General features: G+C 61.0%; 15 protein-coding genes. 8 read left to right on the top strand and 7 right to left on the bottom strand.

What is annotated here, in order from left to right:
• Positions 1-6: 6 nt before the first annotated feature.
• Complete coding sequence (locus JZY08_RS05405; RefSeq protein WP_216331254.1) at positions 7-6,357, bottom strand: hypothetical protein; 6,351 nt, start codon at positions 6,355-6,357, stop codon at positions 7-9.
• Positions 6,358-6,835: 478 nt separating this feature from the next.
• Between JZY08_RS05405 and JZY08_RS05410 the strand changes: the two genes are divergently transcribed.
• On the top strand, positions 6,836-7,204 hold the full coding sequence (locus JZY08_RS05410) for an Hpt domain-containing protein (protein WP_216331255.1): 369 nt from the start codon (positions 6,836-6,838) through the stop codon (positions 7,202-7,204).
• Between the two features lie 129 nt (positions 7,205-7,333).
• Complete coding sequence (locus JZY08_RS05415) at positions 7,334-7,654, top strand: 2Fe-2S iron-sulfur cluster-binding protein (RefSeq protein WP_003496292.1); 321 nt, start codon at positions 7,334-7,336, stop codon at positions 7,652-7,654.
• Between the two features lie 308 nt (positions 7,655-7,962).
• On the opposite strand, the gene JZY08_RS05420 is transcribed toward JZY08_RS05415, so the two are convergent.
• Positions 7,963-8,589: a DUF922 domain-containing Zn-dependent protease gene (locus JZY08_RS05420; RefSeq protein WP_003496290.1), complete on the bottom strand. Its 627-nt coding sequence runs from the start codon at positions 8,587-8,589 to the stop codon at positions 7,963-7,965.
• Between the two features lie 179 nt (positions 8,590-8,768).
• On the opposite strand from JZY08_RS05420, the gene folP reads away from it, so the two are divergent.
• From folP to folK, 3 genes are all read left to right on the top strand, one after another.
• A complete protein-coding gene (folP, locus tag JZY08_RS05425; RefSeq protein ID WP_216331256.1) occupies positions 8,769-9,554 on the top strand; it encodes a dihydropteroate synthase in 786 nt (261 codons plus the stop codon).
• A 76-nt stretch (positions 9,555-9,630) separates the two neighbouring features.
• Entirely contained in the window at positions 9,631-9,996 is a 366-nt protein-coding gene (gene folB / locus JZY08_RS05430) for a dihydroneopterin aldolase (protein ID WP_003496285.1), read from the top strand.
• A 4-nt stretch (positions 9,997-10,000) separates the two neighbouring features.
• Positions 10,001-10,516, top strand: coding sequence for a 2-amino-4-hydroxy-6-hydroxymethyldihydropteridine diphosphokinase (gene folK, locus JZY08_RS05435; protein WP_175414389.1), 516 nt, complete (start codon positions 10,001-10,003; stop codon positions 10,514-10,516).
• A 13-nt stretch (positions 10,517-10,529) separates the two neighbouring features.
• Here the strand turns inward: folK and JZY08_RS05440 are convergent, their stop codons facing one another.
• The 4 genes from JZY08_RS05440 to JZY08_RS05455 all read right to left on the bottom strand — a co-directional run bounded on the left by JZY08_RS05440 (position 10,530) and on the right by JZY08_RS05455 (position 14,379).
• On the bottom strand, positions 10,530-11,090 hold the full coding sequence (locus tag JZY08_RS05440; RefSeq protein WP_003496282.1) for a hypothetical protein: 561 nt from the start codon (positions 11,088-11,090) through the stop codon (positions 10,530-10,532).
• Positions 11,091-11,219: 129 nt separating this feature from the next.
• Positions 11,220-12,299 carry a YcjF family protein gene (locus JZY08_RS05445; RefSeq protein ID WP_137037502.1) on the bottom strand — a complete coding sequence of 360 codons (1,080 nt, stop codon included), beginning with the start codon at positions 12,297-12,299 and terminating at the stop codon, positions 11,220-11,222.
• Positions 12,296-13,774 carry a YcjX family protein gene (locus JZY08_RS05450; protein WP_216331257.1) on the bottom strand — a complete coding sequence of 493 codons (1,479 nt, stop codon included), beginning with the start codon at positions 13,772-13,774 and terminating at the stop codon, positions 12,296-12,298. The genes JZY08_RS05445 and JZY08_RS05450 overlap by 4 nt, the downstream gene beginning before the upstream one ends.
• A 128-nt stretch (positions 13,775-13,902) precedes the next feature.
• The gene (locus JZY08_RS05455; protein WP_051032443.1) at positions 13,903-14,379 is read right to left on the bottom strand and encodes a histidine phosphatase family protein; all 477 of its coding nucleotides are present in this window, start codon (positions 14,377-14,379) and stop codon (positions 13,903-13,905) included.
• Positions 14,380-14,683: 304 nt separating this feature from the next.
• On the opposite strand from JZY08_RS05455, the gene dksA reads away from it, so the two are divergent.
• Positions 14,684-15,103, top strand: a complete 420-nt coding sequence (gene dksA, locus JZY08_RS05460) for an RNA polymerase-binding protein DksA (RefSeq protein WP_003496274.1) — start codon at positions 14,684-14,686, stop codon at positions 15,101-15,103.
• Between the two features lie 119 nt (positions 15,104-15,222).
• On the opposite strand, the gene JZY08_RS05465 is transcribed toward dksA, so the two are convergent.
• The gene (locus JZY08_RS05465; protein WP_216331258.1) at positions 15,223-16,458 is read right to left on the bottom strand and encodes a flagellar biosynthetic protein FliO; all 1,236 of its coding nucleotides are present in this window, start codon (positions 16,456-16,458) and stop codon (positions 15,223-15,225) included.
• A gap of 669 nt (positions 16,459-17,127) precedes the next feature.
• Between JZY08_RS05465 and cckA the strand changes: the two genes are divergently transcribed.
• Together cckA and clpS are read left to right on the top strand one after the other, a co-directional pair.
• A complete protein-coding gene (cckA, locus tag JZY08_RS05470; RefSeq protein WP_003496270.1) occupies positions 17,128-19,710 on the top strand; it encodes a cell cycle histidine kinase CckA in 2,583 nt (860 codons plus the stop codon).
• A gap of 290 nt (positions 19,711-20,000) precedes the next feature.
• Positions 20,001-20,354, top strand: coding sequence for an ATP-dependent Clp protease adapter ClpS (clpS, locus tag JZY08_RS05475; RefSeq protein ID WP_046800247.1), 354 nt, complete (start codon positions 20,001-20,003; stop codon positions 20,352-20,354).
• Positions 20,355-20,360: the final 6 nt, after the last annotated feature.

A 20,360-nucleotide genomic window follows, 5' to 3' on the forward strand; every position in this document is an offset into this window, starting at 1 on the left:
CAGAGATCAGTTGAACCGACCCGCCGCGTGGGCAAGCATCGTATAGACCTTGCCGGTATCGGAGGTGAGGTAGGACTGGGTAACACTCCGGTCGCGGTCGGTGCGCGCCACATCGGCGAGCAGCTTTTCGAAATCGGTGATGTAGCGGTCCACGGCGGTGCGGAATTCGGCTTCCCGTTCGTATTTGCGCTTGATCTCGTCGAAGGTCGTCTGGCCCTTCAGCGTGTAGAGGCGACGGGTGAAGACATCGCGTTCGCCGCGCTGATAGCGGCGCCACAGCTCAACCGACGCATCGTGGTCGATGGCGCGGGCAATGTCGACGGACAGCGAGTTCAGCGATTCGACCATGTGGCGCGGATTGCGGGTGTCGGCCGCACGGGTCGGCTGCTGCTCAGTGTTGGCGCGCGGTGTGGACGCTGCTGGCGTTTCCTGTGACGCGCCGCGCAGCAGATCGCTGATCCAGCCGCCGCCTTCTTCGCGACGTCCGGCAGGCGCTGTTGCCGTCTGCGACGGGGCAGGTGCCTGACGGTTTTCGACCTGGCGGTTCTCAAGCGGCAGCGTACCGCGCAAAGCCGGTGCGGTGGCAGTCTGCGGCTGCGCCGGGCGCTGCTGTACCGGAGCGGCTGCTGCCGGCTGCGGACGCGTCTCGACGCGGCGCTCGGCGGCTGGCTGGGTCGCTGCGATGGCGCGGGCAACGGGTTCGGAGACTTCCATCTGGTGGGTCGAACGACCGACAAGCTGGGAAATATCCTGCAGGGCCTTGATCTGCTCGGAAACGGCGCGGCGCATGGCGGCAGCGCTTTCCTTTGCCTCTTCCGGCAGGTCGAATGCGCCGCGCTTCAGTTCGGCGCGGGTTGCATCCAGCTCGCGGCGGATGTCGTGGCTGGAGCGGCGAATTTCGTCCGTTGCACCGGCGAAGCGGCTGACAGCTTCCTCTACGGCCTGACGCAGCGTCTCCTTGAGGTTCGCGGCGGCGGCGTTGGATTTTTCCGAGGCGCTGCCAAGAAGATTGTCTACTTCCGAAAGCGAGGATTCGACGCCGCCACGCAGGCGGTTGACGAGTTCGTCGGAATATTTCTGCGCATCGGACAGCGTGCTTTCGATCGAGCGGCTGGCATCCTGACCGGCGGCGAGCAGGGCCCCCCGCATGGTCTGTGCCGCCGAGCGGGCGCGCTGTTCGGTCTCATCGAGCGAACGGCCGATATCGGTGAAGGATGCCTGCAGATTGTCGCGCAGATTGCCGGCAACGTTCTGAGAGCGTTCCTCGGCGTCGTTGAGCGTGGTTTCCACAACGCCGACGACGTTGCGCATGGCGCTTTCGATTTCCTCGGAGCGCTTGACGAGACCGACGGACAGGCTGCGAAGCGCGTCCTGACGTTCTTCCAGCGTGCCGACGAGGCTCGACTGTGCCGCGTTGAGCAGTTCGGATGCCTGACTCAGCACCTTCGAATGTTCCTCGAACCGTCCGACGATACCGGCAACCTGCGCCAGTGTCTGGCCGGAAATATTCGACAGACGGTCGATCTTTCCTTCGAGCAGACGGCTGGAGCTGGACACCATGTCGGCGGCCTGCGAGGCGCTATCGGAGAAGCGGGTCGCCGATGCGTTCAGCGCTTCGTCGGCCGTGCCGAATTCCTGTGCGGCGCGCTCGACAGCGGAGTTGAAGTTGGTTGCCGACTGTTCGACGATTTCGGCCATGCTGCTATGGGTCTGCGACAGCATGTCGGTGCTCTGGCGGGTGGCGGCAACGAGCTTGTTGGCCGCATCGCTGCCCGCACGGGCGTATTTGTCGATACCCTGCTCGACGGCATCAGCCATGGCGGTATGGGTCTGCGACAGCATGTCGGTGCTCTGGCGGGTGGCCGCGACAAGCTTGCTTGCCGCATCCGTGCCGGCATTGGCGTAATCGCTGATCGCCTGTTCCACCATACCGACCATGCCGCTGTTGCTCTGCGACAGGAGTTCGGCGCTCTGCTGGGCGGCGGAAACGATCTTTTCGGCGGCCTCGCGACCGATGGTGGCGTATTCATCGACCACCGGCTTTGCCTTCTCTTCGATGAGGCGAGACAGTTCCGCGGAACGGCTGGCCAGCATCGAGTTGAGCTCGCGGGTGCGGTTGTCCAGCGCCGAGCGGATGGATTCGCCGCGTGCGTCGAGGGCCGATTCGACGCCGGTCAGTGTCTCGGAAATGACGCCGACCTGCGACCGCACGACCGCTTCAGCCTCGGCGACCTTGTTGACGATGATGTTGCCGGCCTCGGAGAAGGTCTGGGCGACAGCGGCGGCCTGGCCGGAAAGGCGCGTCTGCGCATCCGAAATGCGGTTGACGATCTCGCCGGACCGCTCTTCGATGGCCTTGGTGAAGGCCTCGTTCTGCGCCTGCACCTGCTCTGCGAATTCCGAGCCGGACTTGGCGAGAAGGGACGTGGAACGGGTAGCCTCTTCGCCGATGCTCTGGGTGGCGGAGATGACCGCGCCACGCAGGCTGACGGCGAGATCGCTCGCCTTGCCTTCAATGGTGCGGTTGACGTTTTCGAGACCGATCGTCAGCGCGCGGTCCATGGTGCCGAGGCGCTCATCGATGCGGGCCGTGCCGGCATCGAAGGTTTCCGCCAGACGGTTGGTGCGGCTTTCGAAGGTGTCGCTGACGCGTATCGCCTGCTCGTCCAGAATGCCGGTGATGCGCTGAGCCGCGTCATCGCTGGTGCGGGCAAAGGCGGCAGTCTTGTCTTCCAGCGCATCGGCAAAGCGACGGCCGGCATCTTCGATCGAGGTGTTGACGTTGCCGAGATCGCTCGAAACGCGCTCCTGCAGCGTACCGAGCGAGGTCTCGATGCGTGCGCCGGTCTCGTCGAGCCTGCCTGTGACGCTTCCAATCGAGGTTTCGATCCGCGAGGAGAGCGCATCGGTCGCGCCGCCGATTTCTCGGGCAGCTTCGCCGATCTTGACGGCGATATCGCCGGCGCTGTTGCGAAGACGCTCTTCCAGCGTCGCCGCACTGCCGTCAATCGCCTTCTGCAAGGTTTCCTGCTGGGTCTCAAGCGAGAGTTCGAGCATGCTGGCGCTCGATGCGACCGTGGTGCCGATCATCATCGCCTGCTCGGAAAGCATGTCACCCATCTGGGTGGTTGCCGAACTCAAGGTTGCGGCGAGATCCGCCTGACGCTGGTCGAGCGCGGTGCGGATATCCTCATGCGACTGCGAGAGATTGCTTTCGAGGCGGGAAACGCCTTCTTCCACCGTCTGCGCAAAACGGCTGCTGCCGTCTTCCACGACGCTTTCAATGCGGTTGGCCGCACCCGAGACGCTCTGCTCGATCAGGCCGCTATTGCGCTCGAGCGAGCCGGCAATGCGTTCAGCCTGCGAACCGAGCATGGTCTCCAGCCGCTCGTGGCCGCTGGCAAGTGCGTTTTCGAGCGTGAAGGCAGTCGATTCCAGTCGCTGGCCTACGCCGGCCGCTGCCAGCGAAAGCGAGGCGGTTCTGGCATCCATGGCCTCGGCGATCCGCTCCTCGACACCCGAAATCGTCATGTCGAGCGCCATGGTGCGGCTGTCGAGCGCATCCGCGATACGTTCTTCCGCGCCGGAGACGATCCCTGAGAGGGCAGCTGTACGGCTGTCTAATGCGCCGGCAATACGATCCTCGACCCCGGAAACAGCCGTATGAATTGCGGCGGTGCGGCCATCGAGAATATCGGCGATCTTTTCTTCAACACCGGAGAAGCTCATGTCGAGCGCCATGGTGCGGCTGTCGAGCACATCCGTGATCCGCTCTTCCGCACCGGAAACGACGTTCTTGAGGGCATCCGTGCGGCTGTCGAGTGCACCGGCAATGCGGGTCTCGGCACCGGCCACCAACTCGCCAAGGGCGGCCGTGCGGGTGTCGAGCGCTTCGGTGATTTTTTCCTCGGCACCGGAAAACGCCATGTCGAGCGCCATGGTGCGGCTGTCGAGCGCATCTGCGATGCGTTCTTCCGCACCGGAAACCACGGCGTTGAGCGCTGCCGTACGGCCATCCAGCGTTTCTGCGATACGGGTCTCGGCACCGGCGACGACGTCGCCGAAGGTGGCGGTGCGGCTGTCGAGCGCGCCCGCGATCTTCTCTTCAGCACTGGCGACAATGCCGGTCAGCGCGGAGGTGCGGTTGTCCAGCGTCTCGGAAAGTCTTTCCTCGACATTGGCGAAGGTCATGTCCAGCGACAGCGTGCGGCTGTCCATCGTGTCGGCGATGCGTTCCTCTACGCCGGAAATTGCGCTGGAAAGAGCGGCCGTACGGCCATCGAGCGTTTCGGCGATGCGGTTTTCGGCGCCTGATACAACGTCATGAAGGGCAGCCGTGCGGCTTTCCAGCGTGTCGGAAATGCGGTCCTCGATGCCGGAAACGGCACCGGTGATGGCGGCAGCCCGGGTTTCGAGGGTTTCCGAAAGACGGCGCTCGACATCGGCGACGACATTGTTGATCGCGGCTGCGCGTTCATCAAGCATCGCGGCAAGACGTTCGGCCGTGCCGGAGACCGAGCCGGTAATGGCAAGCGAACGGCTTGCAAGCGCCTCATCGAAACGGTCCTGGCTGGCCGAAAGCGCGCCGAACAGGGCGTTGCTGCGCTCCGCCAGTACGCCGTCGATCTTCTCGTGCGAATAGGCAAAGGCGTTGGTGATGTCGGTGGTGCGCTGGCTGATCGCGTCGCTGAACTCGCGGGTGCGGGTTTCAAGCGCGCTTTCGAGCATTTCCTGGCCCGTGCCCAGTGCGGTTGCAAGGGCAAGCGACTGATCTGTCATGGTAGTGCCGATGCGCTCAAGACCGCTGGTCAGCATGGTGTCGAGGGCTTCGGAACCGCCGGCAACGGTTTCGTTGATCCGGGCAAGGCTTTCCATCAGCTTGCTGTCGAGGCTGCCTGCGCGCTGGTCGAAGGCGCTGGCGAAATCTGCGACATGCTCGTCAAAGGCGGAATTGACCTGGCCAACCGTTGCCTGCAGCCGTTCCTCATAGAGGCCGGAGCGAAGATCGAGATCCATGATCGCATCGTCAGCCGTGCTCTGCAGGCTCTGGCGGAAGGAGAGACCCTTTTCTTCAAGCGTCGTGGAGAGCTTGTCGAGGACGGTATCCAGAGAACCACCGATGATCTGCTGGCCGCGATCGATATTGCGGTTGAGTTCCAGCGTGCGGGTGGACAGCGTCTCGTTGAGCTGGCGGGTACGTTCCTCCAGCGCGCTGTTGAGGCTTTCCGCACCGCTGTCGAGCGTCGAAGCATGGATGGCGAAGCGTTCTAGCAGAACTTCGCCGCGCTCATCTATCGTCGAGGTGAGGTTATGCAGACGCATGTCGAATTCGTTCGACAGGGTCGAGCCTGATGTATTCAGCGCCTGCAGCAGGTTTTCTGTCTTGGCGGCAATCAGGCTGCCCATTGCTTCGGTGGAGGCGCGTGATTTTTCGAGCAGCGCCGCCGAGCGCGTGTCGATCATCGAGGCGAAGGCCTCACCGCTGGTGGCAAGCCGCATCGAAAGCTCTTCGCCGACGATGGAAAGCTCTTCCTTGATCTGTTCCTGCGCGCCGATAATGGACGAGCGGATGCGCTCTGCATGGTTGACGATGGCGTCGCGTTCTGCCGTCAGTTCCTGCACGAGGCTGCGGACGCGCAATTCATTGTCGGCGTAACTGCGCTCAAGTGCATTGACTTCCGAATGGACCAGCGTTTCGAGTTCCGTCGCCCGCGCAATCGTGCGCTCGATCCCGTCATTCATCGCCGAGACTTCGCGGCGAACCGCCTGGCCGACGGACATGATCCGGTCGGACGCAACGGTTTCCGGCTCCGCAAGGCGAAGGGCGACTTCAGCCATGGAGCGGGCGGCGTTGCGCAGGTCGCGGGCGCGCGCCATCATGATCGCGAAGGCGAAGAACAGCATGACCGGCACGATGATGCCGACGATGATGGCCATCAGGCCGGGAATTGCGGTGAGGTCGGCAAGCGAACCGATGTTCCACAGCGCATTGCCATAAAGCAGATGCGCGATGCCGAGGCCGCCGAGCGCCCAGATCACCGACATGATCGTCGCGTTTCTGAGCGCGCCGCCGATCGAGCCGCCTTCGAGCGATTTCAGGATCATGGCCGGGCTGCGCTTGGAGCCGTCATTTGCCGCTTCCAGATTGGGCGATTTCGGTGCCTGTTCGGCAGGCGCGCGTGCGGCGTCCGGAGCAGGGGTCTGTCTGCTGGCTTCCTTCAATCTGGCCTCCGGCTGCTTTGGCGCTGTCGTTTTCCGCGATTCCGGCTTTTCTTCGAAAGCACCGAGCTGCAAGGCGTCTTCCAACGCCTGAAATGCAGTCTCGTCGACAGAGTCGCTGATCTTGTTGTTCGCCATGCGGTTACGCCTCGTTACACATACGCCCGGCTTCATGCCGTTGACCACTTGCATTCAGCAAGCGGACTGCCGCCATCATGCCAGCGGAACATTATCCCTCAGGAGAGAACAATTCCGCCATTACCAAATCCCGAATTGCTGGTGGTCCAGCTTTCGGGCGAAATTACATCACTGTGCCGCAATAACAAAGCTTGAGCTCAAGCCTCGCAGGAGCGGCAGTACCGTAGTGACACATTTAGGTGTTCGAAACAATTAATGCGGATTTACGGCAGCGGCGAAGTGTCGGCTTTTTAACAGTTTTTAAACCTGAGTTTCACGCTGAACGCCTTGTTTCGCATAAGTTTAACATAAATTAACCATAGCAGAAGATTTTCGCCTGCGTCACGCCGTAATTTAAGCCGATAGCACCGGCTTCAATGCGTAAATACGACACAGATGTGACACGAAACAGGAAACGGCGAGACAAGGAATTTCAGCCATGGCAGCGGTCAGTATTGCTTTCGAAGCTCCGGATAATTGCGGCGGCGCGCCGCTCGCCACGAAGAAGCCGATCGATTTCGATTATCTCGCCCGCCAGACCATGGGCGATAAGGATCTGGAAATCGAGGTGCTGCAACTGTTCAGCCGCAATGCCCGCGCCGCCCTGCATGAAATCGCCGATGCAGACGACAAGACTGTCAGGGCGACTGCCCACCGTCTGAAGGGGGCAGCACAGGCTGTCGGTGCCTCCGCCGTGGCCACAGCCGCCGCATCTGTGGAGGATGCTGGCACGGACAGCGCGGCGGTCGCAAAGCTCGCAGCAGCCATCGTGGAAGCGGAAAACTTCATCCTCAAGCTCTGCCGTTGAGGCGGGGTCGATCAATTTTGCGGTTTTGTGAGGCCGGTTGCGCCTGGCGCCCTTGAAGCGGGTTGCCAAGCCGAACCGGCCTTTCTATGTGTTTAGAACAGTTCTTAGATCACATTTTGGATTTCCGGCATGACAAAACTGACCATCGTTGCCTTTGACGGCACGCCCCATGAACTCGACGTGAGCAACGGTTCCACCGTCATGGAGAATGCCGTGCGCAACTCCATTCCCGGCATCGATGCGGAATGCGGCGGCGCCTGTGCGTGCGCGACCTGTCATGTCTATGTGGACGATGCATGGGCGGAGCGCGTCGGCGGGCCCGAACCGATGGAAGAGGACATGCTGGATTTCGCCTTCGATGTGCGCCCGACCTCGCGTCTTTCCTGTCAGATCAAGATGAGCGACGAGTTTGACGGTCTTGTCGTTCACGTTCCCGAGCGCCAGGGCTGAAAACCCTCGTCATTGCCTGACGCAGAAAAAGCCCCGCTCACCTGGTAGCGGGGAGCGGGGCGAGGCGGGTACGCAGCATGCAGGCGAGGGAGGAAACACCTGCGAGCCCTCAAGTGCGCACCGGGAGAACCGGAGACGGTTAAAACGCCCGACCCGCTGCGGGCAGCGACCGTTCCAAACCGTATGAGCAAGCTACAATGAGTCTCGGCGACCGCACCATGACGAGAATTCACGGGTGAGATCGGACATGACGTTACGTCATGTCCGTTGCGTCCGGTGGGTTTGGATAGGGGAGGACGAGAGGCGGATCAGCGGCGATTCTGGCCCTGTTCGAGCCGGTTTTTCAAAAGCCGCGTCATGCGGGCATCGAAATTTTTCGATTCCACCACATCAAAGCGCATCTGGTCCCTGTCGTGCTCATCCATCACCGTCTGGGTGATCTTGCCGACCATTTCCTGCAGCGTCTCGCAGTTTTTCTGCGGGCGAAGCGCCGTCAACTGTCTTTCGAGCGTGCGGGCATGGGTGCGGGCGATTTCCGCGTGGCGTTCCTCGTGGCGCTTGATATCGGCAAGCAGCGTGTCCCAGATGAAGGCCAGCTCCGCCGTGGTGCGGCGGCGATTTTTCCATTGCGGCAAAAGGATGCGGGTGTTCAGAACCACTTTCGCCGTTCCCACGCTGCAAAGCCCGTTCTTCTCGACATAGGTGAGTTCGCCGCCGAATTTGATTTCCGTCGCACCGGGATGCCGCGCGCCGGTATTGCGGGTGAGCGGACCGTGTTTCGAAAGCTGCTGATCGAGGTCGGCTGCGGTTTTGCCGCTGATCGAAAAATACGAATAGGTCTTGCGCACAATGGTTTCGGAAAAGGCCGATCCGGGCAGGGAAAGGGCCAATGCGGCCGCGACAGCGGCGCAAAGAGCACGTGATGATTTGGTCATGACCCGGCCTTCCGGTTGAACTTGAAAAACGTTTGCTGCATAGGCGGAGCGGAACTTATAAGAATTGGCATAACACTCCGTTATTCCCGAAAGGCGCGTGTTACGTGATAACAGCCGGCAGCAATGTGTGGCAAGCGGCCCATGGTCGCTCCCTGAAACTTGATGGGCGTGGCCGTATTATGGCCATCGTCAACGCGACACCCGATTCCTTTTCCGACGGCGGCCGTTATCTCGCCCTCGATGCGGCCTTTTCCCATGCGCTGACCTGTGTGGAAGAGGGTGCGGATATTATCGATATCGGCGGCGAATCCACCCGTCCCGGCGCGGTGAACGTAACGGAAGGCGAGGAGCAGGACCGGGTGCTGCCCGTCATCGAGAAGCTTCGCCGCGAGACGGATGTTCTGATTTCCGTCGACACCTACCGCGCATCGACCGCAAGGCGCGCGATCGAAGCGGGCGCACATATCGTCAACGATGTCTTCGGCCTGCAGAAGGATGCGGAGATGGCGGGCGTGATCGCTGCCGCGCGTGCGGGCGTCTGCATCATGCATACCGGCCGCGACAGGCAGAAGCTTGCCGACGTTATCGAGGACCAGTTCGAATTCCTCAATCGCTCACTGGAAATCGCCGGCGACGCGGGTATTGCCCGTGACGCCGTCATCCTAGATCCCGGTTTCGGTTTCGCCAAGGACGAGGGGGAAAATGTTGCGCTGATGGCGCGCTTTGGCGAATTGGCGGCTTTCGGCCTCCCGGTTCTCGCTGGCACGTCGCGCAAGCGTTTCATCGGGTCGCTGACGGGCAGGGATGCGGCCCCGGAACGCGATATCGGAACAGCAGCGACAACGGCGATCCTCAGACTGGCGGGTGCTTCGATTTTTCGGGTGCACAATGTCGCCGCGACACGCGATGCGCTGGCAATCGCCGATGCGGTTCTTGCCAAAGCCTCGGCAAAGGCCGATGCCTAGATCAACAGTACCGGAACGCCATACGCCGGAAAAGCGCGGCGTCCCGGCAAAACACCCCCGCCATGGAGGCGATGCGATGAGCCGCTACACCATCATTCTGAAAAACTGTTCTTTTTTCGCCCGTCATGGCCTTCTCGAGCAGGAGGAGGTGCTGGGCCAGCGCTTTTTCGTCGATGCCGAGATGGAGGTCGAAGCGGGTGACGCTCTGGAAACCGACGATATCGAAAATACCGTCGATTACGGCGTGGCCTTCGCCGTCATCGAGAAAATCGTCGTCGGCCAGCGCCGTTATCTGATCGAAGCTCTGGCCAATGACATTTGCAAGGCTCTGCGCGAGCGTTATCCGCAAATCGTCTGGTTGCGGATAACGGTGCGCAAACCCTCCGCGCCCGTTCCTGGCATTCTGGATTATGCACAGGTGAGCGTTGAACACCGTGCCTGACAGAATGACGATCGCCGCATTGGGCCTGGGCGGCAATATCGGCGATCCCGCTGTCGCTATGGCGAGAGCCCTTGGTGAACTGGATGCACATGGCGACTGCCGCGTGCTGGCCGTCTCCGGGCTTTACCGCACGCCGCCCTGGGGCAAGACGGACCAGGCGGATTTCTTCAATTGCTGTGCGCTGGTCGAAACCTCGCTTTCAGCACCGGCGCTGCTGCAATTATGCCTCGACATCGAAAGGGGCATGAAGCGGGTGAGGACGGAACGCTGGGGTCCTCGCACCATCGATATCGATGTGCTGACCTATGGCGATGAAACTATCGTTACGGAAAGCATCGAAGTGCCACATCCGCGCATGACGGAACGTGCTTTCGTGCTGATGCCGCTCGCCGATATCGCGCCCGATCTCGAGGTCAAGGACAAGCCCGTGCGGGAATGGCTGCGGCAGGCGGACAAGACAGGAATAGTCCGCGCAAACGAAAAACGGGAGTGGTGGACGCTCCCGCTCGGTGATGGGTAAGGGGCAGTTGCTCTTACGGCTTGATCGAGCCGACGGCCATCTGGTCGATGTCGCGTGCCAGCGTCACGCCGATCACCGGGATCATCTGGTCTGCGACCTTGACCGAAATGGTGATGTTCATCGAATTGTCGCTTGAGACGCGGGCGACCATCGCACCGTTGAGCTTGGCGCGGTTGATGCCGACGACGACCTTGTCGCCGCTGACCTGTCCGGAGGTGATGTCGAGACCCTTGCCGGTGGCGCCATCGAGGAACTTACCCTCGTAAGAGTTGCCCTTCTGGCTGATGACCGCGGACATGGGCTGGCTGAAAACGCCGACGCGGCAGGTTCCGCCGAGCTTGATGCCGGTCTGCTTGTCGTCGAGCGGTTCGCCCGTCAGGTCGCAGGTGAATTTGGTGCCTTTGTATTTGCCGGCGACGATTTCGCCCGGGCCTTTCCAGCTTCCGGCAACGGAGCGGAAAAATACGTCGTCGCGATCGCGCGATGCGGCATGGACGTCAGACATGCCGAAGCCGGCGCTGACGGACAATATGGCGGCAAGTCCGCCCACAAGCGAAAAGAAGCGCGAATACATGATACTTTCCCCGGCGAAGAAGCCTGTTCGATAGGCTGCAATCTACCGGCGGAATGGTTAATGCTTGGTTTATTTCGACCTGATTTGCGGCTTCATCCGTAACCTTTTGATCCGCATATGCCCTTTGGATCAGGCTTTTCCACCGGTTTTTCCGCCACCCAGATCGGGCGTCAGGTCGGACATGAAGTCGCCTATTCCGGGTCGCTTCACCGCCCTGAACGGCAGCGGACGGCAAAGATCCATCGCTGCTATGCCGATTCGCGCCGTCATCAGGCCATTGATGACGCCTTCGCCCAGACGGGCGGAGAGTTTAGAGGCAAGACCATGGCCGAGAACCTGCTGCGCAAGCCCGTCACCGACGGCGATCGAACCCGTGACGGCGAGATGGGCGACCACGTCCCGTAACAGCCTTAGCATGCCGAGCGTACCAGGACGGCCGCCGTATAGTTCCGCCATGGCGCGCACCAGCCTTGTTACCTCGAACAGCACATAGGCGAGATCGACCACCGCGCGCGGGCTGACCGCGGTGACGACGGAGACGCGTTTGGAGGAGTTGAGGATCAGCGCGCGCGCCTGTCGGTCGAGCGGCACCAGCAATTCGCGTTCGGCAAGATCGATCAGATGCGGACCGTCGATCACATCGCTTTCGGTATCCTTCAGCGCAGCGCGCCCTTTTGCGGTCTCGGCGCGGTGGGACAGGACCGCATTGAGGCGGGTGATGATGGCGCGCGCGGGCTTGGGGCTCTTGTCCAGGCTCGCCGTCTCGGCATCCGCCTTCAGGGATTGCACGGCGTTCAGCCGCATAATGCCGAAGACCTCCCGTCCGACGAGAACGAGGACCGCAAAAAGCGCAACGAGGAGGGCGATGCTTGCCGTGTAACCCAGCCAGTCGGAGCGGGAGAAAAGATTGCGGATAAGCTGATCCGCCCAAAGGCCGAAGGCGAGCGAAAACAGAACGCCGATTGCCCCGAGAGCAAGCTTGCCGAAGGAAAAGCGGCTCTTTTTCGGCGTCGCCACCGGCAGGGCGGCGGCATCGATCTCCTCCGGTGCCAGAAAGGGGTCATCCTCGTCTGGCGTCAGTGAAATCTCGGTGTCGAAGCTGCGTGGCGCACGTTTCTGCGCAACGGACGGGCGTGCCGTCTCTTCCGTTTCGAGCGTGAAAGCCGCCGGGCGGCGTGCCTGCGGATCGTTTGGTGTGGGAGCCTTCATGCGAGCTTGTCTCCAAACAGGAACTGCATGGCGCGGTCGAGCCTTATGTGGGGAACGGAAAGCCTGATGCCACCGCTGCCCGATTCGTCGATATTGGGCGGGCGGAAACGCACGACATTGACGTCGGGAAGCGTCGCCTTGTCGCCATCCCTGTCGATGCTGCGAAAAAGCGGCTCGGGATCCTCCGGCAGGTCGCCGGGAAAGATCGCCGTCTTGCGGTTGCCGTCGAAGGTCTCGCCATTAATTGTCTCACCGGCCATTGGCGTGCCAACGATGACCGGAAGGTCGTGACCATCCTGCCGCACGGTCGCTTCCCGCGTGGCGCGCACGGAAGCCAGCGCCATGACCTCGATGCCGGCGCCGTTCATGCCGATTGTAGTGATGGCGCGGTCCACCAGCCGGCGGGTCAACCGCTCCAGCCGGTCATGGCTCTCGTGATGCAGATGGTCGGCCTTGGTGGCGGCAATCAGCACCTTGTCGATGCGCCTGCCAAGCAGTGAAGACAGCAGGCTGTTGGTGCCGGGGCGGAAACAGGCGAGAACATCCCCCAGCGCCCGTTCCAGATCCTGTACCGCCTCCGGACCGCGATTGACCGCCTGGAGCGTGTCAATCAGCACGATCTGCCGGTCGAGACGGGCGAAATGCTCGCGGAAGAAGGGTTTGACGACTATAGACTTATAGGCGTCGTAGCGCCGCTCCATCATGGCGCGCAGCGAGCCCTTCGGTGCTTTCTCATCCGTCAGGCCGGGCAGGGGTGCGAAAGTCAGCGCCGGCGATCCTTCCAGGTCTCCCGGCATCAGCAGGCGGCCCGGCGGCAGCGTGGAGAGCGATCTTTCGTCGGACTTGCAGGCCTTCAGATAGGCGGCAAAACTTTCGGCGAGACGGCGCGCCGTCATCTCGTCGGCCGGCCCGTTGATGTCGAGCGAGGAGGCGATTGCCAGCCATTCCTGCGCGAGCTCCGCACGGACGCCGTTTTGCGCCAGCGCCACTGTACTGTCGCTGAAACCCTTGTAGTCCTGCGACAGGAGCGGCAGGTCGAGCAGCCATTCGCCGGGATAGTCGACGATATCGATGGAAAGCTTGCCGGCGGAAAACCAACGGCCCCAGCCGCTGGCGCTCTGGTAATCCAGCGTGATGCGCAGCTCCGAGATCGCCCGCGTCGAATCAGGCCAGAGCCTGTCGCGCACCAGCGCCTGAATATGATCTTCATATTGAAAACGGGGAATGGCGTCGTCCGGCTGCGGCTCCAGCCGCACATTCGAAACGCGCCCCGACCGCATCGCTTCAAACAGCGGCAGGCGGCCGCCGTTCAGAAGATTATGGACGAGGGAGGAAATGAAAACCGTCTTGCCCGCCCGCGAAAGGCCGGTAACGCCAAGCCGCAATGTCGGGTTGGTGAGGGTGCTCGCACGATCGGCCAGATTGTCGAACGCGATGAGCGCACTGTCCGTCAGGGACGTAAGAGAAGGCGGCAATGGCAGTTTCCCTGCTGTGTTTCACGGTCACGGCTGCAATATAGGATGGCGCGGCTGCCCAAAAAAGAAGCGAGCCGGCGGATTTTCCACGACATCCCTTTAAGCCCGCCAGTCGTTCGCAGCAGCTGCTATTTGCCCGGTGAGAGGAAATCGACGAGTCGCCAGCGATTCTTGCCATTGCCGGCGCTATCGTCATGATCGAGCACGGCAAGCCCCGATGTGGGAAAACCGGAAGGCAGGGCGGCGTGCAGCAGATCCTCGCCGATCATCGCCTCGAGCGTCGCCTCCATCGTGGGATTGTGCCCGACCAGCATCACGGACTGCACATCCGTTTGCGCGGCGATGAGGGAGAGATAGGTTTCGCTGCGCGCATTGTACATCTCATCGATATAGGCGATGTCGATGCCCTCGTTGAAGGCCCGCTGCCAGGCTTGCGTGGTCTGCCGGCAGCGAGCGGCCGTGGAGGACAGGAGCACGTCTGGACGGTAGTGCCGGTCGGCGGAAAGGTCGGCGATAATCTCCGCCTCGGCGAAACCCGCCTCGTTCAATCCCCGGTCGAAATCGCGCTCTCCCGGTGCCGCCCAGGCGGCTTTGGCGTGGCGCAGAAGATAAACTCGCTTCAGGGGAGAATCTGTCAAGGGCGGGGACCGGCGTTCGAAACTCTGGAGGCACGGTCCGAATGCTACAGGATAGGCTCACGGGACCGCAAGTCCTCTTTCCTGTTAGCAAGTCGCGTCTAAGTGATCGAAGAAGAGATCGCTTCCACGCCAATAAAGGATAAAAATTAGTCATTTAGATGATTTTTATGTCAGTTTTAAAAATGCCTGAAAACTGATCTGTAGACTTGAACCGGCCTATATCATTGGAGTATACACCGCCGCATTGAGATGTTCTTCGAGGAGAATCGCGTTGAGTGAGAAGATCGATCTTAGCAAATATGTACTCTCGGAAGACGACGAGTTCATGAATGCCAGCCAGCGTGCCTACTTCCGCGCGAAGCTGGTCGCCTGGAAAAACGACATCCTTAGAGAAGCGCGCGAGACCCTCGGACATCTCGCTGAAGAAAGCGCCAACCACCCCGATCTCGCCGACCGGGCTTCTTCAGAAACAGACAGGGCGATCGAACTTCGCGCCCGGGACCGCCAGCGCAAGCTGATCTCAAAGATCGACGCGGCCCTTCAGCGGATCGAAGACGGCACCTACGGTTACTGTGAGGAAACGGGTGAGCCTATCGGCCTCAAGCGTCTTGACGCCCGCCCGATAGCGACCCTTTCCATCGAGGCACAGGAACGTCACGAGCGTCGCGAAAAAGTCTATCGCGACGAATAGGACGGAGCGTTGTCCGGTCGCCACGGTGAACCGGTCAGCCAATGGGATGCGAATGAGTAAGGGCACGGAATTGCTTCCGTGCCCTTTTTTCTGCGTTGAAATCACATCTGCCGAGAGTGTCAGCGGTCGCGAGTGACTGAAAGCTCGCCAAAGATACGCGCCATTTCCTTCTGCATGTCACCATCCGGAGTGGTGCCGGTAACCGGCGGCGAGACGGGCTGGGTCTTCGGCTGCTGTTCCGGGGCGACTGCAATTTCCGGTTCTTTCTCCGCATCCTTGCTCTTGGCGATCTCCGCCTCGAGAAAGCTTTCGAAATCGCTGGCAAGGTCATCGGAAAATTTGGGCTCGGCGTCAGAGGCGGTGACGGCTGGGTTTTCAGGCTTGGGCGGGAAGGGCGCCGGTGGCGTATTCTCTCCCGGTTTCAGCCCGGGAAGAACGCGCTCTCGCGCAGCGTCGAGAAAATCAGCGGCGGTCGATTGGTCGATAGCAGGTTCCCGAGCGGCAAAAACCGGCGGCGCAAGCACCGTCGGACGCTCCTCTGGCGCCTTCGCCTGCGCGACAACAGGCGGTGCAACCGGGGCCGGGGCAGGCACGAAAGGCTCAGCTTTTCGCTGTTCGGTTCGTTCTGCGGCCATATCCAGCGAGGCGGCGGCAATTGGCAAAACGGCGGCTGCCGGTGCGGCCACGGAGACCGGCGGCGGCACGGGGCGGGCGATCTCCCTCTCGGGCACGGCCTGCCTTACCGGCGGCGCAGGCTCACGTGCAACTGAAGGTGTTGCGGGAACCGGTTGCGGCGAGGCCAAGGGGCGCGGCGGCGGGGGCGTGGGCGATGCCGCGGCAGGCGCGGGGCGAGGCGCCGGGGCAGGCTGTTCAGGCCGTTGCGCCTGCCTTATGGGTTCTTCCGTTACGGAAGCGGGTGCAACAGCCGACACAGGCTGCTGTTGAGGCAAGGCGGGGCGGCGTTCCTGCGGGATCGACGGCTCGGCTCTTTTCTGTTCGTTTTCCTGGCGTGGCAGCGCCTTTAATTCCGGCTCCTGAACATCCCTGACGATCGGGATTGCGCCGATACCGCTTTCGATGACGATGTCAGTCGGGCCGCCGATCATCACCAGATGTTCGACATTGTCGCGACGCACCAGCACGAGACGGCGGCGCGCATCCACAGCCGTCGCATCGAGAACCTGCAGGCGCGGCTGCCGATTGCGTCCACCGCGGATAAAGGGGGCCGAGCCGCTGCGCCTGCGCAAAAGCCACAGGGCGATCGCCAGAACAAGCAGCGCCACACCCACACCGACAACAGCGACGATGAGATTGTTTCCATAGGTGCCGATAAAATCATCCATCATGGAGATCATCCCTTCAGATTTTTTCGAGCAATTAATATTGCCGTGGTTCTTATAGTGTGAACGTTAAGCAGGAAAAGACGATTTTTTTGGGCGCGATACAAGGTTTATTCATCTCGCCCCACAGGATCGCCGCATCATCCAGACAGACGCCACCAAAGTGCCATATGTTGTCCTTCAATGCTGAGGGACAATGAAGGTTGCAATTCTTCAGCCGGAGGAGCCATCAAAAATGTCCGGGAAGCTACCCATCACTACGCTTCTTGTACGAGGTTTCATTTTTGTTGTTTTCGCCTGGCTGCCGGTCTTTGCATTCCCACATCTGGCTGCAATGGCAGATGACAACGCGTCAGAAAACGCTGCAAGCATGACGGAGTTCGTAAGAGACAATCCATCCTGCATCGATTTCACGGACGGGTGCTCGGTTTGTACGGTCACAGAGGGCAATATTGTCTGCTCCGCACCGCGCATTCAATGTCAGGTGAAGCCACTGACATGCACTCGGCAATAGGCGTTGAGACTTTTACGTCTTTTGAGCCGTTTCTCTGTGCGTTTTTAAGCCTTTGTGTCCCAGCGGAGCTTTTTGATGGCCAAGCGAGTTGCTACAAGAAATTCTGCTGCCCGATTCCGTCTGGGAAACGTGGCTGACCGAATGACGACCTGCAGGACTGCGAGGCCAAGATGACACGGGTGCGCGAGACAAGCGACAACGACCTTCCGCTGGTGGACAGGCGTGCCCGTTCCGGCACGGTTTTGCGCATCCTGCTTCTGGCGCTGGTGCTGATCGCAGCGGCGGCCGCTTTCGTCTATTTCAAGGATTCGCTCGAAAACGAAATCGTGCTCGGCATTCTCGGCGTGCTGGCGATGATGGGCATCTTCTTTCTGGTCTCGTCGATCATCGGTTTCATCGAGGTCATGCCGCAGTCGCAATCGGACGGGCTTGCCCGCCGTTTCCTGTCGGCCCACCCGGAAGGCACGCTGATTACCGATGCCAAGGGGCATATGGTCTATGCCAACGCCACCTATTGCCGCATGAGCGGCACCACCAAGGCGAGCGATATCCAGAGCCTCGAGACGCTCCTGTCACGCAGCCGGGAATCCACCGAAGCGCTTTATCGCCTCATCAATGTTCTGCGTGAAGGCCGCGACGGTTACGAGGAATTCCGGCTGCTGAAACCGCTTGGAGATGTCGCAGGTGCGGGACCGCACTGGTACCGGCTCAAAGGCCGCGTGCTGAAGGATGCGAGCGGCGAGGGCCTGCATGTTTTCCAGATCGCCGATATCACCCCCGAGCGGGAAGATCAGGAGCGATTTTTCCGCGAATTGCAGAACGCCATCGATTATCTCGACCATGCGCCAGCCGGTTTCTTCTCTGCAGGCCGCAAGGGCGAAATCGTTTATCTGAACGCCACCCTGTCCGAATGGCTCGGCATCGATCTCGCGCAGTTTTCTCCCGGCTCGATGACGGTGTCGGATATTGTCGCCGGTGAAGGCATGGCGCTGATCGAATCGGTCCATCCTCAGGGCTCGGCAAAGCGCACGGAAATCCTTGATCTCGACATGCGCAGGGTCAACGGCCAGAGCATGCCGGCCCGCCTCGTGCATCAGGTTACCGCCAAGGACGGTGCGCCGGGCGAGAGCCGGACCATCGTCCTGATGCGTCCGAAGGGGCAGGAGGATACCGAATCTTCCTCGGCCATGCGCTTCACGCGTTTCTTCAACAACACGCCGATGGCGATTGCCTCGCTCGACGGCGAAGGTCGCATTCTGCGCATCAACGCGCCCTTCCTCAAGCTGTTCTCCGGCGTCGTCGGACGTGACGATATTGATCGCGGGATAGCACTCGAAACCATCATTCACGACAATGAGAAGCCGCGTCTGGAGCAGGCGCTGGCCGAAGCCAAGGACCGTCAGGGCGACATCGCCCCGTTCGATTCCCGCCATCCGAGCGACGAGGGCCGGCATTTCCGTTTCTACGTCAACGCCGTCATCGATCAGGATGACGAGGCGCCGGAAGAAGTGGCGATCGTTTATGCCATAGAGGTGACCGAGCAGAAGGCGCTCGAAACCCAGATGGCGCAGACGCAGAAGATGAATGCCGTCGGCACGCTGGCGGGCGGTATCGCCCACGACTTCAACAACGTGCTGACCGCCATCCTGCTCTCGTCCGACCATCTGCTTCTGCAGGCGCGGCCGGCCGATCCAAGCTTTGCCGACCTCATGGAGATCAAGCGCAACGCCAACCGCGCCGCGGTGCTGGTGCGACAGCTTCTCGCTTTCTCGCGCAAGCAGACCATGCGTCCGGCAATCCTCAATCTGACCGATGTGATCGGTGATCTGCGGATGCTGGTAGACCGGCTGATCTCCGGCACCAACGTCAAGCTGGAAGTGGATTACGGCCGCGATCTCTGGCCGGTGAAGACCGACCTGTCGCAATTCGAGCAGGTGCTCATCAATCTTTGCGTCAATGCGCGCGACGCCATGCCCGAAGGCGGCAAGATCACCGTCCGGACGCGAAACGTCGAGGCGAAGGAAATCGCCGCGCTTGGCCGACCCGAATTCCCGGCGGAAGACATGGTCATGATCGAAGTCGCCGATAACGGCACCGGCATTCCGCCTGAGATCATGGACAAGATCTTCGAGCCCTTCTTCACGACGAAGGAAGTCGGCAAGGGCACCGGTCTGGGTCTGTCGATGGTCTATGGCATCGTCAAGCAGTCGGGTGGCTATATCTACCCCGAATCGGAAGTGGGCAAAGGCACCGCATTCCGCATCTACCTGCCGCGCCATGTGGTGGAAGTCGTTGCCGGCCAGCAAACCGGTCAGGCGGCGCTCACGCCAGTGGCAGCCCCTGAGCCTGTGAAGGAAGAGCCGCTCGATCTGACCGGCAATTCCGCCGTCGTCCTTCTGGTGGAAGACGAGGAGGCGGTGCGGCGCGGCGGCAAGCGCATGCTTGAGACTCGTGGCTACACCGTGCACGAGGCGGGATCCGGCACCGAGGCGCTGGAGGTGATGGAAGAGCTGGAAGGCAAGGTCGACATCGTCGTATCCGATGTGGTGATGCCGGAAATGGACGGTCCCTCGCTCCTGAGGGAGCTGCGCAAATCCTATCCCGACCTGAAATTCATCTTCGTTTCGGGTTATGCCGAGGACGCCTTTGCAAAGAACCTGCCGGCGGACGCCAAGTTCGGCTTCCTGCCGAAGCCCTTCTCTCTGAAGCAGCTGGCGATCGCCGTTCGCGAAATGCTCGACGAAAAGGAATGACGGCAGCCTGCAGGGCGATGCGGCATGGGCTCGTCGTCGCTGCCGGTTGCCGCACGCCTTTTCGTCGGGTCTGAAAAACGCGCCGATAGGCCTGTTTCGCATCCGCGCTACCCATACCTGCCGCTACATCGCACTTTTCCAGCGGTTTGCCTCTTCGCAAACGCAATAGTGATTGCACCGTTTCGCAAGGGGCTTAAAATCGCATCTTAACGACCTAGATATGAAGAGGCGAAGTTCTCCCTCCTGGCAAAGAACTGTCGGTTTGAGAACGGTTTGGAGAATGATGAAAGATGATCGCTAGGCCGATCTACATGCAGGGCGAGGGCGACGGGGAAGACGGCGGCACCAACCGCGGAACGTCCGTTATTACCCGCGTCAAGCCAAAAACGAAAAGACCGAATTTGTACCGTGTTCTTTTACTGAATGACGACTACACTCCCATGGAGTTCGTCATCCATATTCTGGAGCGTTTTTTCCAGAAGGATCGCGAAGCGGCGACCCGTATCATGCTGCACGTGCACCAGCACGGCGTGGGCGAATGCGGGGTGTTTACATATGAGGTCGCAGAGACGAAAGTAAGCCAGGTCATGGATTTCGCCCGACAGCACCAGCATCCGCTGCAATGCGTCATGGAAAAGAAATGAGGATCG

Source organism: Rhizobium sp. X9 (assembly GCF_018873185.1).
GTDB lineage: Bacteria > Pseudomonadota > Alphaproteobacteria > Rhizobiales > Rhizobiaceae > Agrobacterium > Agrobacterium oryzihabitans.